15 protein-coding genes are annotated in these 13,520 nt (G+C 66.9%); 12 read left to right on the plus strand and 3 right to left on the minus strand.

Translation table 11 applies throughout. The annotated features are described in order from the left end of the window. From GPA27_RS26150 to GPA27_RS26205, 12 genes are all read left to right on the plus strand, one after another. On the plus strand, window positions 1-701 hold a 701-nt coding region (locus tag GPA27_RS26150; protein ID WP_169143364.1), incomplete at its 5' end, for a phosphatidate cytidylyltransferase. 3 nt (window positions 702-704) lie between these two features. Then, entirely contained in the window at window positions 705-1,907 is a 1,203-nt protein-coding gene (gene ispC / locus GPA27_RS26155) for a 1-deoxy-D-xylulose-5-phosphate reductoisomerase (RefSeq protein ID WP_169143365.1), read from the plus strand. Further along, on the plus strand, window positions 1,904-3,268 hold the full coding sequence (rseP, locus tag GPA27_RS26160) for an RIP metalloprotease RseP (RefSeq protein ID WP_169143366.1): 1,365 nt from the start codon (window positions 1,904-1,906) through the stop codon (window positions 3,266-3,268). The genes ispC and rseP overlap by 4 nt, the downstream gene beginning before the upstream one ends. A 7-nt stretch (window positions 3,269-3,275) precedes the next feature. Continuing rightward, the gene (gene bamA, locus GPA27_RS26165; protein ID WP_169143367.1) at window positions 3,276-5,588 is read left to right on the plus strand and encodes an outer membrane protein assembly factor BamA; all 2,313 of its coding nucleotides are present in this window, start codon (window positions 3,276-3,278) and stop codon (window positions 5,586-5,588) included. Window positions 5,589-5,624: 36 nt separating this feature from the next. Next, on the plus strand, window positions 5,625-6,128 hold the full coding sequence (locus tag GPA27_RS26170) for an OmpH/Skp family outer membrane protein (RefSeq protein ID WP_076602842.1): 504 nt from the start codon (window positions 5,625-5,627) through the stop codon (window positions 6,126-6,128). 17 nt (window positions 6,129-6,145) lie between these two features. Continuing rightward, window positions 6,146-7,168, plus strand: coding sequence for a UDP-3-O-(3-hydroxymyristoyl)glucosamine N-acyltransferase (gene lpxD, locus GPA27_RS26175; RefSeq protein ID WP_169143368.1), 1,023 nt, complete (start codon window positions 6,146-6,148; stop codon window positions 7,166-7,168). A gap of 5 nt (window positions 7,169-7,173) precedes the next feature. Then, a complete protein-coding gene (fabZ, locus tag GPA27_RS26180) occupies window positions 7,174-7,611 on the plus strand; it encodes a 3-hydroxyacyl-ACP dehydratase FabZ (protein WP_076602840.1) in 438 nt (145 codons plus the stop codon). Continuing rightward, window positions 7,608-8,378 carry an acyl-ACP--UDP-N-acetylglucosamine O-acyltransferase gene (lpxA, locus tag GPA27_RS26185; protein WP_169143369.1) on the plus strand — a complete coding sequence of 257 codons (771 nt, stop codon included), beginning with the start codon at window positions 7,608-7,610 and terminating at the stop codon, window positions 8,376-8,378. The genes fabZ and lpxA overlap by 4 nt, the downstream gene beginning before the upstream one ends. A 4-nt stretch (window positions 8,379-8,382) precedes the next feature. Then, a complete protein-coding gene (gene lpxB, locus GPA27_RS26190) occupies window positions 8,383-9,558 on the plus strand; it encodes a lipid-A-disaccharide synthase (RefSeq protein WP_169143370.1) in 1,176 nt (391 codons plus the stop codon). Continuing rightward, window positions 9,531-10,145, plus strand: a complete 615-nt coding sequence (rnhB, locus tag GPA27_RS26195; RefSeq protein WP_169143371.1) for a ribonuclease HII — start codon at window positions 9,531-9,533, stop codon at window positions 10,143-10,145. The genes lpxB and rnhB overlap by 28 nt, the downstream gene beginning before the upstream one ends. After that, entirely contained in the window at window positions 10,142-10,597 is a 456-nt protein-coding gene (locus GPA27_RS26200; RefSeq protein ID WP_169143372.1) for a CopD family protein, read from the plus strand. Before rnhB ends, GPA27_RS26200 begins: the two co-directional genes overlap by 4 nt. A gap of 28 nt (window positions 10,598-10,625) precedes the next feature. Beyond that, window positions 10,626-11,420 carry a TrmH family RNA methyltransferase gene (locus GPA27_RS26205; RefSeq protein WP_211165251.1) on the plus strand — a complete coding sequence of 265 codons (795 nt, stop codon included), beginning with the start codon at window positions 10,626-10,628 and terminating at the stop codon, window positions 11,418-11,420. A gap of 14 nt (window positions 11,421-11,434) precedes the next feature. Here GPA27_RS26205 and bioD read toward each other — a convergent pair whose 3' ends face one another. The 3 genes from bioD to GPA27_RS26220 all read right to left on the minus strand — a co-directional run. Beyond that, window positions 11,435-12,112 carry a dethiobiotin synthase gene (bioD, locus tag GPA27_RS26210; RefSeq protein WP_169143373.1) on the minus strand — a complete coding sequence of 226 codons (678 nt, stop codon included), beginning with the start codon at window positions 12,110-12,112 and terminating at the stop codon, window positions 11,435-11,437. After that, window positions 12,105-12,920, minus strand: a complete 816-nt coding sequence (bioC, locus tag GPA27_RS26215; protein ID WP_169143374.1) for a malonyl-ACP O-methyltransferase BioC — start codon at window positions 12,918-12,920, stop codon at window positions 12,105-12,107. Before bioC ends, bioD begins: the two co-directional genes overlap by 8 nt. After that, the coding region (locus tag GPA27_RS26220; protein ID WP_169143375.1) for an alpha/beta fold hydrolase at window positions 12,913-13,520 on the minus strand (608 nt) is incomplete at its 5' end. The genes bioC and GPA27_RS26220, both read right to left, overlap by 8 nt.

Consider the following 13,520-nt stretch of genomic DNA (forward strand, 5'->3'; position numbering starts at 1 on the left):
GGGGCGGGCTGGGCCGCTTTGCCGGTGCGCAGCGCGCGGTGTACGCGGTGCTGATGGGTGCCGCTTGCCTGCTGCTGGGGGTCGTTTCGGGACTCGCGGGCGATGCGCGGCAAGCGCCGGTCGGGATCGTCGGGTTCTATGCCCTCAGCGCCGCATTCTGGCTCGCCGTGGTGCCGTTCTGGCTGAAGCGGAAATGGCGGCTGCAGGGAAATGCGAGCACGGTGCTCGTAGGCCTGATCGTGCTGCTTCCCCCGGCGCTCGCGATGGCCCACCTGAGATCGGTCAGTCCGCTGCTGCTCCTCGCGGTCATTGCGGCCGTGTCGGTCGCGGATATTTCGGCCTACTTCACCGGCCGCGCCTTCGGGCGGCGCAAGCTTGCGCCCGAAATCAGCCCGGGAAAGACTTGGGAGGGGGCCGGCGGTGCCGTGGTGGGAGTCATGATCTTCGGAGTACTGCTCGCGCTCGGCTCCTCCCCTGAATTCGCGCGCACCCCGCTCGTCGTCGTGCTGCTTCCGCTGCTCGCCGGATTCACTGCCGTGAGCATCGTCGGCGATCTGTTCGAGTCCCTGCTCAAGCGGCAGGCCGGATTGAAGGACAGCGGCACCTTGCTGCCCGGGCACGGCGGCATCCTCGACCGCATCGACAGCCTCACCTCAACCCTTCCGCTGGTGGGCCTCGCCGCCCTCTGGCTCGCCATCTGATCGATGTCTGATACGACAATTCAACGTGTGACGGTGCTCGGGGCCACGGGCTCGATCGGTATGAGCACGCTCGACGTCATCGCGCGCCACCCCGACCGCTTCGAGGCCTTCGCGCTCACGGCGCAAGACAGCGTCGACCGGATGGTCGAGCTCTGCGTGCGTTTTTCGCCGCGCTTCGCGGTGATGGTGAATCCGGTAGCCGCGGCGAGCTTGCGCGAACGGCTGCAGGGCGCGGGGGTGAAGACCTGCGTGCGCGACGGCGCCAAGGCGCTGATCGACGTTGCGTGCCACGAAGAGACGGATGCGGTCATGGCCGCGATCGTCGGCGCCGCGGGCCTTGCGCCGACGCTGGCCGCGGCGCGTGCCGGCAAGCGCGTGCTCCTCGCCAACAAGGAGGCGCTGGTGCTTTCGGGCGCGCTGTTCATGGAGGCGGTCGCGGAGAGCGGGGCGCAGCTTCTGCCGATCGACAGCGAGCACAACGCGGTGTTCCAGGCCCTGCCGCACGACTTCCGTCGCAACGCGGACGAACGCGGGATCCGGCGCATCCTGCTCACCGCGTCGGGCGGCCCGTTCCGCGAGCGCTCGGTCGAAAGCCTCGCCAGCGTCACCCCGGACGAGGCGTGCGCACATCCGAATTGGGTTATGGGGCGGAAGATCTCCGTCGATTCGGCGACGATGATGAATAAGGGGCTCGAGGTCATCGAGGCGCACTGGCTGTTCGGTCTGCCGGCGGAGCGCATCGAGGTCGTCGTCCATCCGCAGAGCGTTATCCACTCGATGGTCGAGTACGCCGACGGCTCCGTCCTGGCCCAGCTCGGCAATCCCGACATGCGCACGCCCATCGCGCATGCCATGGCGTACCCCGATCGCATCGACGCGGGGGTGCGTTCGCTCGACCTGTTCGAGATCGCACGCCTGACCTTCGAGCGCCCCGACTTCGAGCGCTTCCCCTGCCTGGCGCTGGCCTATCAGGCGCTGCGCGAGGGTGGCGCGGCAGCCGCGGTACTCAATGCGGCGAACGAGGAAGCCGTGGCGGCCTTCCTCGGCGGTCGTCTCGGTTTCCGCGGAATCGCGGACGTAATTTCGGCGACGCTGGAACGCACGCACGGCTTGTCGGTCGACTCGCTCGATGCAATTATCGATGCGGATGCGAGGGCACGTGACATCGCGTGCACCGAGATCCTCGCCCGCGACACGAGCCGATGAATTTTTTCGATTACCTGATCCCCTTCATTCTGGCCCTCGGGCTCCTGATCCTCGTCCATGAGCTGGGCCATTACCTCGTTGCCCGCTGGTGCGGGGTCAAGGTGCTGCGCTTTTCCATCGGTTTCGGACGTCCGCTGCTGAGCTGGACCGCCGGTGCCGATCGCACGGTGTGGGCGCTCGCACTCTTTCCGCTCGGCGGCTACGTGAAGATGCTCGACGAGCGCGAAGGGGAGGTCGCCCCCGAGGAGCTGCATCGCGCCTTCAACCGGCAGAAGGTGGGGAAACGCTTCGCGATCGTCGCGGCCGGTCCGCTCGCCAACTTCCTGCTCGCCGTGGTGCTCTATTGGGGCCTCTTCGCGACCGGAACCGAGGAACTCAAGCCGCAGCTCGCGGTGACGGGCCCCGCTACGCCGGCGGCGGTCGCCGGGATCCGCGAGGGCGACCTGGTGCTGGCCGTGAATGACGAGGCCGTGCGGAGCTGGCCGGAACTGCGCTGGGTGCTGTTGCGCCACGCGCTCGATGCGGCCCCGGTTTCGCTCCACGTCCGCACCGCGGAAGGCGTTGAGACCTATCGTTCGCTGGATCTCTCCGCGGTGAAGATCGAGGACGGCGAGCAGGATCTGATCGCGAACATGGGGCTGCGCGCCTGGCGTCCGCTGATTGCGCCTGTCGTCGGAAAGGTCATCGAAGGCGGGGCGGGGGCGCGCAGCGGCTTGCTGCCTGGGGACCGCTTCGTCGAACTCGACGGGGCGAAGCTCGCATCGTGGAGCGACCTGGTCGAGCGCGTGCGTCAGCGTCCCGCTCAGCCGATCGCTGCCGTGGTGCAGCGCGGCGAGCAGCGCGTGGAGCTGAAACTGGTACCGGATGCCGTCGATGAGCGTGGCACCCAGGTTGGCAAGATCGGCGTCGCGGTGGCCGACAGCGGTGTGAGCAGGGAGGCCCTGTTTGCCGTCGTTCGCTACGGTCCGGTCGAAGGGCTCGGCAAGGCGCTCACGCAGACCTGGGAGACCAGCGTGCTGAGTCTCAAGATGATCGGGCGCATGATGACCGGCGAGATCTCGTGGAAGAACCTGTCGGGGCCGGTCACGATCGCCGATTACGCCGGGCAGTCGGCAAAGCTCGGCCTCGACCATTACCTGAAGTTCATCGCGCTCATCAGCATCAGTCTGGGCGTGCTGAACCTGCTGCCCATCCCGATTCTGGATGGGGGGCATTTACTGTATTATGTGATAGAGATTATCAAGGGCGGTCCCATCCCCGAGCGCATCATGGAGATCGGTCAGCAGATCGGTCTGGTCGCGCTTGCGATGCTGATGGCGTTTGCCTTCTACAACGACATAACCCGTCTCATTTCCGGTTGACTCCCCGATGAAACTGAAGCTCCTGTCCGGGCTCGTAGCGGCCCTTTTTGCCGCTGCCCCGGTGTTTGCATTTGAACCGTTCGTCGTCAAGGACATCCGCGTCGAAGGCATCCAGCGTACCGAGGCTGGCACCGTCTTCAATTACCTGCCGGTGCGCGTCGGCGAGACCTTCACCGAGGCGCAGGCGGCAGAGGCCATTCGCGGCCTGTTCGCCACGGGATTCTTCAAGGACGTGCGCATCGAAGCCGAGGACAACGTCCTGGTCGTGCTCGTCGAGGAGCGTCCCGCGATCGCGCAGATCGACTTCGTCGGGGTGAAGGAGTTCGACAAGGATGCGCTGAAGAAGGGCCTGAAGGAAGTCGGCCTCGCGGAGTTACGGATCTTCGACCGCGCGCTGCTGGAGCGCGCCGAGCAGGAACTCAAGCGGCAATACCTGAGCCGCGGCAAGTACGCCGCCGTGATCGAGACGACCGTGACGCCGCTCGAGCGCAATCGGGTGGGCATCAACTTCAAGGTCGACGAGGGCGATGTCGCAAAAATTCGTCAGATCAGCATCATCGGCAACAAGGCGTTCAAGGAGTCGGAGCTGCGCGATCTGTTCCAGCTCACGACGCCGGGCTGGCTGACCTGGTATACGAAGAACGACCAGTATTCGCGCCAGAAGCTGTCGGCAGACCTCGAAACGCTGCGCTCGTACTACCTGAACCGCGGTTATCTCGATTTCAACATCGACTCCACGCAGGTGTCGATCACGCCCGACAAGAAGGACATCTACATCACCCTGAGCATCACCGAGGGCGAGCGTTACTCGGTGTCCGCCGTGCGCTTTGCCGGCGACCTGGTGCTGCCCGAGGAAGAGTACAAGAAGCTGGTCGCGATCAAGCCGGGCGAGATCTTCTCGCGCGAGAAACTGACTGAGACGACCAAGGCCGTTGCCGACCGGCTGGGCAACGAAGGCTACGCCTTCGCGAACGTGAATGCCGCGCCGGAAGTCGACAAGGAGAAGCGTGAAGTCGCGTTCACGATCTTCGTCGACCCCGGTCGTCGCGTGTATGTCCGCCGCATCAACGTCGGCGGCAACACCAAGACCCGTGACGAGGTCATCCGTCGCGAGATGCGCCAGATGGAAGGCGCATGGTACGACGCCGCGCAGATCAACCGCTCGCGCACGCGCGTCGATCGCCTGGGACACTTCGAGGAAGTCAACGTCGAGACGCCTGCCGTGACGGGCACGACGGACCAGGTCGATGTGAACTTCAACGTCAAGGAACGGGCGACCGGCAATCTCTCGCTCGGTGCCGGCTTCTCGAGTTCGGAGAAGGTGGTCCTGTCGGCGTCGGTCTCGCAGCAGAACCTGTTCGGTTCGGGCAACGCGCTGACGCTCGCGCTCAATACCAGCAAGTCGAGCCGTACCTACGCGCTGTCCTTCACCGATCCGTACTACACGATCGACGGCGTGAGCCTGGGTTGGGATCTCTACCACCGGACCTACGACCCGTCGAACACGCTGTCCGTCGCACCCTACAAGACCGTGTCGACCGGTGCCGGCATGCGCGTCGGCTATCCGATCGGCGAGGACGATTCGATCAACTTCGGTCTTGCGGTCGATCGCACCAGGATCACGACTTTTGCCGACAGCCCCGTCCAGTACATCAACTTCTGCAAGGAGCAGGGTTGCAGCAACGATAACGGTATCGGCAACGTCACCGTCAATAGCCTGCTTGCGTCGGCCGGTTGGGCGCGCGACACGCGCGACAGCGTGATCTATCCGCGCAAGGGCAATTTCCAGCGCGTGTTCGGCGAAATGGCCGTGCCGCCGGGCGAGCTGAAATACACCAAGCTCAACTACCAGTATCAGCACTGGTTCCCGTTCGGCCGCGACTACGCGCTGATGCTCAACACCGATCTCGGCTGGGCCAAGGGCTACGGCGGCGAGACGCTGCCGTTCTACAAGAACTTCTATGCAGGCGGTATTGGCTCCATCCGCGGCTTCGAGCAGAGCTCGATCGGTCCGAAGGATCCGGTCAGCGAAGACTCGATCGGCGGCAACCGGCGCGTGATCGGCAACGCCGAGTTCTATTTCCCGCTGCCGGGCGCCGGCATGGACCGCTCGTTCCGCATGTCGGCCTTCATCGACGCGGGTACGGTGTGGGCATCGGGCGACAAGGCGAAATTCGGCGACCTGCGCTACAGTACCGGTCTGGCCTTCTCGTGGAGTTCGCCGATCGGTCCGCTGAAGTTCAGCCTCGGCATCCCGCTCAAGAAGGAAAAGGACGACGACCTGCAGAAGTTCCAGTTCCAGCTTGGCTCGGTCTTCTGATCGACAGGGCCACCCTGACATCCGTTGGAGAGATAAGTGAAAGCAACGACATTGTCCGTTCTCGCCGCTGCGGTTCTGAGCATTGCGGCTCCGGCGGCATTCGCCGAATCGAAGATCGGATTCGTGAATTCGGATCGCGTGATGCGTGAGGCGGCGCCGGCGGTGCGCGCGCAACAGCGCCTCGAGAAGGAGTTCGAGAAACGCGATCAGGAACTCCAGCGTCTCGGCAAGGAACTGCAGACGACGCAGGAGGACCTCGAGCGCAACGGCGTCACGATGGCGGAAGCCGACCGTCGCACCAAGGAGCGCACGTTCAACGACCTGAACCGCGACTTCCAGCGCAAGCAGCGCGAGTTCCGCGAGGATCTCAACCAGCGCCGCAATGAGGAGCTCGCATCGGTCCTCGACCGTGCCAACCGCGCCGTGAAGCAGATCGCCGAAGCCGAGAAGTTCGACGTGATCCTGCAGGAAGCTGTTTACGCCAGTCCGCGGATCGACGTCACCGACAAGGTGATCAAGGCCCTCGCCGACACCAAGTAAGGCGGGTATCGCGCCACATGTTCAGGCTGGAAGAACTGGTCGCCCGTCTGGGCGGCGAACTGGTAGGGGATCCGGCCACGGTCGTGCGGCGTGTGGCGACGCTGGATCAGGCGGGCGAGGGCGATCTCGCCTTTCTCGCGAATCCGAAATACCAGTCGCGCTTGCGCGACTGCAGGGCCTCTGCCGTCATCGTCGCTCCCGCGGCGCGTGCGCTCAGTGACCGCCCGCTGATCGTCACGCACGATCCGTATGCCTATTTCGCGCGCGTCGCGCAGCTGTTCAATCCGCCCGAGGCCTTCGCACCGGGGGTGCATCCCACGGCGAGCGTCGCAAGTCCGATCCCCCCTTCGGTGTCGGTCGGGCCCGGTGCGTCGATCGAGGCGGACGTGACGCTGGGCGAAGGTGTCGTCATCGGCCCGGGCTGCCGCGTCGCGCGAGGCGCGAGCATCGGAGCGCGTACGCGGCTGCACGCGAATGTCTCCATTTATGCAGGCTGCGTGCTTGGTGCGGGCTGCATCGTGCATTCGGGGGCGGTCATCGGTTCCGACGGCTTCGGTTTCGCGCGTGAACGCGACGGCAGCTGGATCAAGATTCCGCAGGTCGGACGCGTCGTCGTCGGTGACGACGTGGAGATCGGCGCGAATACGACGATAGACCGCGGCGCGCTCGACGACACCGTGATCGGCAAGGGCGTCAAGCTCGACAACCAGATCCAGATCGGCCACAACGTGCGCGTCGGCGACTACACCGCGATCGCCGGGTGCGTCGGCGTCGCGGGCAGCACGACCATCGGCGCGCGCTGCATGATCGGCGGTCAGGCGGGGATTATCGGCCACCTGAGCATCGCTGATGACGTGGTCGTTTCCGCGGGCACGCTGATCACCAAGTCGATCATGAAGCCCGGCGTGTATACCGCCAATCTCCCGGTGCAGGGTCACGCCGACTGGGTCAAAAACTTCGCGCATCTGCGCCATCTCGACGCGCTCGTGGATAGAATACGCGCCCTCGAACAACGCCTCGACGAACACAAGCCTGAGTGAGCTCCATGGACATCAACGAAATTCTCCAATACCTTCCGCATCGCTACCCGTTCCTGCTCGTGGACCGGGTGCTGGAGCTCGAGGAAGGCAAGCGCATCCTGGCGCTGAAGAACGTCACGATGAACGAGCCCTTCTTCCCGGGGCACTTCCCGCACCATCCGGTGATGCCGGGCGTGCTGATCGTTGAGGCGATGGCCCAGGCGGCGGCGCTGCTGTCGTTCAAGACGATGGGCATCAAGCCCGACGAGAATTCGGTGGTGTACTTCGCGGGCATCGACAACGTGCGCTTCAAGCGCCCCGTCGTGCCGGGCGACCAGCTCCAGTTCGACGTCGAGATCACCCAGAGCAAGCGCAACATCTACAAGTATAAGGGGGTCGCGCGCGTGGCCGGCGAAATCGCGGCCGAAGCCGAACTGATGTGCGCCCTCAAGACCCTGTCATGATTCACGCGAGCGCCATTGTCCACCCCGGAGCGAAGCTCGGGGAGAACGTTTCGGTGGGCCCGTACTCGATCATCGGCGAGCACGTCGAGATCGGCGACAACACGCGTATCGGCCCGCACGTCGTGGTCGAGGGCCGCACGAAGATCGGCCGCGACAACGAGATCTTCCAGTTCTGTTCGATCGGCGCCGCGCCGCAGGACAAGAAGTACGACGAGGAGCCGACGCTGCTCGAGATCGGCGATCGCAACACGATCCGCGAGTTCTGCTCGTTCAACGTCGGCACCAGCCAGGATGCGGGCGTCACGCGCATCGGCAGCGACAACTGGATCATGGCGTACGTGCACGTTGCGCACGACTGCCACGTCGGCGACCACACGATCTTCGCGAACAATGCGACGCTCGCGGGGCACGTGCACGTCGGCGACTGGGCGATCCTCGGCGGTTTTACGGGCGTGCATCAGTTCGTGCGCGTCGGCGCGCACAGCTTCTGCGGTGTCGGCACCGTGCTGCTGCAGGACCTGCCGCCCTATGTCACCGTCGCCGGCAACCCGGCCAAGCCGCATGGCATCAACAGTGAAGGACTGCGTCGGCGCGGTTATTCCGCGGACGGCATCGCGGCGATCAAGCGCGCGTACCGTGCGCTGTACCGTGCGGGCCTGAGCCTCGACGAGGCGCGTACGCGCGTCGGCGAGATCGCCGGCGAGCATCCGGAGGTCGCGCCGTTCGCCGCCTTCATCGCTGCGTCGGAGCGCGGTATCGTCCGCTGATGCCATGGCAATCCGCATTGCGATGGTGGCGGGCGAGGCCTCGGGAGACCTGCTCGCGAGTCACCTGATCCGGGCGATCCGGCACAAGATCCCCGATGCGGAATTCTTCGGCATCGGCGGGCCGAAGATGCAGGCCGAGGGGTTCGATGCGCGCTGGCCGTGCGAGCGGCTCGCGGTGCATGGCTATGTCGATGCGCTGAAGCGCTATCGCGAGCTGTCCGGAATACGCAGGACGCTGCTGAAGCAGGTGAAGGCCGAGCGGCCCGACGCCTTCATCGGTGTCGATGCACCCGACTTCAACCTCTGGCTGGAGCGCAAGATCCGCGGCGCGGGCATGCCGGCAATCCATTTCGTCAGTCCGTCGATCTGGGCCTGGCGCGGCGGGCGGATCAAGGGCATTGCGCGTGCGGTGTCGCACATGCTGTGCCTTTTCCCGTTCGAGCCGGCGCTGTACGAGCAGGCGGGGATCCCGGTTACCTATGTCGGTCATCCGCTGGCGGACACGTTTCCGCTGCAGCCCGACCGGGAGCACGCGCGTGAGCTGCTCGGCCTGCCGGCCGCGGGGCGGGTGATTGCCTTGCTGCCCGGAAGCCGGCAGTCGGAGGTGCGCAACCTGGCGCCGACCTACATCGAGACGGCGAAGCTCCTGCTCGAACGCCATCCCGAGGTGTCTTTCGTCGTCCCCTTGGCGACGCGCGAGACGCGTCAGCTGTTCGCCGAGGCCTTGTGCTCCGCTCAGGCCAATGAGTTGCCGATCCGCATGCTATTCGGACATGCCGTGGAGGCGATGACGGCAGCCGACGTGGTGCTCGTCGCGAGCGGCACGGCGAGCCTGGAGGCTGCGCTGCTGAAGCGGCCGATGGTGATCAGCTACCGCATCGGCAAGTGGCAGTACCGGCTGATGAAGCGCATGGCATACCTGCCGTGGGTGGGTCTGCCGAACATCCTGTGCAACGAGACCGTGGTGCCCGAGCTGCTGCAGGACGATGCGACGCCGCCGGCGCTTGCCGATGCGCTCGACCGCTGGCTCGGCGACCCCGACGGCTGTGCGCAGCTCGCGCAACGCTTCGACGCGCTGCACCGGCAACTCCGTCAGGACACCGCGGAGAAGGCGGCGACGGCGATTCTTCCCTACCTGAACAGGACGCCCGAATGGAATCCCTCCCGGCAACCGGCCTGATCTGCGGCGTCGACGAGGCCGGGCGCGGGCCGCTCGCCGGTTCGGTGGTGGCTGCGGCCGTGATCCTCGACCCGGCGCGGCCGATCGACGGACTCAACGATTCGAAAAAGCTCAGCGAACGCGCGCGCGACCGGCTGGCGCCGGTGATCCGTGAGCGGGCGCTGGCCTGGGCTGTTGCGGAGGCGACGGTCGAGGAGATCGACCGGATCAACATCCTGCATGCGACTATGCTGGCGATGCAGCGGGCGGTCGTTGCGCTCGGTCGCGTGCCCGATCTCGTGCGCGTGGACGGCAACCGCTGCCCGAAACTTGATGTCCCAAGCGAGGCGGTCGTGAAGGGCGATGCGACGGTGCCGGCGATTTCCGCGGCATCCATCCTCGCCAAGACCGTGCGCGACGCGCAGATGCTGGAGCTGGATGCGGCTTTCCCGCAGTATGGCTTCGCCGCGCACAAGGGCTATCCGACCGCCGCACACCTTGCCGCCTTGCGGCGGCACGGGGTGATCGACTGCTATCGGCGCAGTTTCGGCCCGGTGCGTGCCCTGATCGACAATCCTGAACTCTGGCCTGCGGGGACTCTGCTGTGACACTCCGGCATCTGGTGCTCTTCCTTCATCTGGCCAGCGTGATCGTGTGGGTAGGCGGCATGGTCTTCGCGTACCTGTGCCTGCGTCCGGCGGCGACGGCATTACCGCCATCGCAGCGCCTGCCCCTGTGGGTGGGGGTGTTCGAGCGCTTCTTTCCGATGGTGTGGGTGGCGGTCGTGCTGCTTCCGGTGACCGGCATCGGCAGGTTGGTCGAGGTCGGCTTCGGCAACGCGCCGCGCGCCTGGCATGTGATGATGTTGACCGGTCTCGTGATGATCGCCGTGTTCCTGTCGATCTGGTTCGGGCCGTGGCGGCGCCTGCGGGCGGCCGTGGCGCGCGAGGAGTGGGCGGCGGGTGCGGTGGCGCTGAACCAGATCCGGCAGCGCGTCGGCTTCAACATCGTGCTCGGCGCCGCTACGGTCGCGATCGCGACGCTGGGGCTGGGCGTCTGACTGCCCGAGCGCTCCGGACTTCCCGATCTTGAAGGCGATCACCTCCCGCGACAATCCCAACGTGAAGCGCCTGCATGCGCTCGCGACTTCGTCGCGCGAGCGGCGCAGCAGCGCGCTGACCTTGCTGGATGGGGCGCACCTCATGCAGGCGGCGCTCGACGCGGGGTGGCCGTTGCGCGAGATCGTGGTGAGCGCGCAGGGGCTGGAGCGGCCGGAGATCCGGGGGATCGTCGAGCGTTGTGGCGCGCTGCCGGTGTTGCAGCTGACCGATCCGCTGTTCGCGCACGTGAGCCCGGTCGATACCCCGTCGGGAATCCTGGCGGTGATCGACATCCCTAATTCGCCGATGCCGAAGGGGCTGTGCGATTCGCTTCTGGTGCTGGATGGTGTGCAGGACGCGGGCAATCTCGGCACCATCCTGCGCACGGCAGCGGCAGCGGGGCTGAAGGAAGTCCTGCTCACACCCGGATGCGCGCAGGCGTGGTCTCCGCGCGTGCTGCGCGCCGGGATGGGCGGGCATTTCTGCCTGCGGATTCATGAGCACGTGCAGGTCGCCGACGTACTGCGCGGCTATCGGGGGCAGATCCTCGCAACGGGCCTCGGTGCGGGGGCGCAGCCGTTGTATGAGTGCGACCTGCGTGGGCCGGTCGCGTGGCTGTTCGGGGCGGAAGGGCAGGGGCTGTCGGCCGAGGTCGCAGCGCTGGCGAGCGGGCTGGTGGTGATCCCGATGCCCGGGGCGGTCGAGTCGCTGAACGTCGGCGCAGCCGCGGCAATCTGCCTGTTCGAGCAGGTGCGCCAGCAGGGTGCTGTCGCAAGGGGCTAGCCGGGTTCGACTATTCAGTCCGGCAGGCGCAGCGCGCCAGCGGCCTTCGCCGGATCGCCGTCCGGGACGTGCGGCACGATTCCCAGCAGGGGGGCGGGAATCCTGGCCTGCAGGGCCGCGAGGTTTTCATCGAAACGCAGCATCGCGGGATCGACGCGGTTCGCGATCCAGCCCTCGAGGCGCAGGCCGCGTGCCGCGAGCGCCTCGACGGTGAGCAGTGCGTGGTTGATGCAGCCCAGGCGCATGCCGACAACGAGGATCACCGGCAGCGCGAAGTCCACGGCGAGGTCCGCGGTGTCGTAGCGCTCGTCGAGCGGGACGCGGAAGCCGCCGACGCCTTCGACGATGACGATGTCGGCGCGTACGGCGAGTTCCTCGAAGGCGCGCAGGATGCGTGCGGGTTCGATGCGGACGCCTTCCTCGGCGGCGGCGATGTGGGGGGCGATCGGGCTCGCGAGGCAGTACGGGTTCAGCAGGCGCAGGCCCGGATCGAAGCTGCCGGCGGCGCGGATCCGCGCGGCGTCTTCGTTGACGCGCTCGCCATCGACGAGGTCGGCGCCGGCGGCGATGGGCTTCATTCCGACCGCGCTGCGCCCGGCCGCGCGCGCGGCGTGGAGCAGGGCGCAGGTGACGAAGGTCTTGCCGATTTCGGTGTCGGTTCCTGTGAGGAACCAGGCGCGGCGCTCAGTCATGGATTTCTCCCGATTTCTTCAGGGCGAGCAGGATGAGGTCGTAGGTCGCGGGGAGCAGTCCGTCGGGGCGACGGTGCGCGTCGTAGGCTGCTTCCAGGGTGCGCCATGCGGCGCGCCCGAGGGGTTTGCGGCGCCGCTGTTCGCCGACGCTGTGTGCGCCGATGGCCTTGATGTCGCGCAGCAGGCCGCGCAGGTCGGGGGCGAGCGCGTAGGCGGGTTCCAGATCGCGGGCGACGGGCGAGAGGCCCGCCTTCGCGGCGGCAGCGATCCATTCGGCAGGGGGGTGGAAGCGGATCACGTGGCTCGCTTCGTCGACGCGAGCGAAGGCCTCGCGCAGTTCCCACAGGGTCGCGGGTCCGAGGGTCGCGATCCACGCGATGCCGCCGGGGCGCAGGGCACGGGCGATCTCGGCGAGCGCGAGCGCCGGGTCGCACCATTGCAGCGCGAGGCTGGACCAGACTGCATCGATGGAGCCGGCTGCCAGCGGCAGGGCTTCGAGGTCGGCGCACAGCGGCGCGACCGCTGCGGCGGGGCTGTTCTGGCGCAGGCGTGCGAGCATGGCCGGAGCGAAATCGAGCGCGACGACTTGCGCTTCCGGATGGGCTCGCGCGATCAGGTCCAGCCCGAAGCCGGTGCCGCAGCCGGCGTCGAGGATGCGGGAGACGGATCCGGACGGGGGCGTTGCCCCCGCGAGGGTCGCCAGGCGATGACAAGCTTCGCGCTGGACGGCGGCGGCTCGGTCGTAGCTGTCCGCGGCGCTGTCGAAGGCCTTGCGCACCTGCTGCTTGTGGCGATGCCGCTCAGTCATCGAGGCATTCCGCGATGAGCGCGGCGCATTCCTGCGGGCGCGACAGGAAGGGCGCGTGGCCGCAGTCGTCGAAGCGCGTGAGCCGCGCGTTCGGGAGTTGGTGCGCGAGCCACTGCGCTGCGGCGAGCGGCATCAGCGCGTCGCCCGCGCCGTGGATCAGCTGCGTGGGCTGGTGGATATCCGGCACGTGGGCGCGGAGGTCGGTGTCCGCGAGGAGTTCCAGCCCCCAGGAGAGGCCCGGCGCGTGGGCCGGGCCGGCATCGGCGAGGGCGGCGACGAGGTCTGCGGCGACGGCGCGCCGGCGTGCGTCGCCGAGCGACTGCAGGGCGATGAACTTCTTCTGCGTGCCGGCGGGATCCGCTGCGAAGCTAGCGTTGAAGGTTGCGACCGTCGCGGCGTCGAGACCGTTTGACCACGGAGCGTCGCCGTTGCGGGCGACGAAGCAGGGTGTGGCGCCGATGAGGATCAGACGGGCCACCCGTCCGGGATGGCGGCGGGCAAGGTCGAGCGCGATCAGGCTGCCGAGCGACCAGCCGCACAGCACGGCGCGGTCGGGCAGGGCGGGAAGCAGCGCGTCGCTCCACTCAGCGAGATCGGCGG

The sequence above is a fragment of the Aromatoleum toluolicum genome, assembly GCF_012911005.2.
Classification (GTDB): Bacteria; Pseudomonadota; Gammaproteobacteria; order Burkholderiales; family Rhodocyclaceae; genus Aromatoleum; species Aromatoleum toluolicum.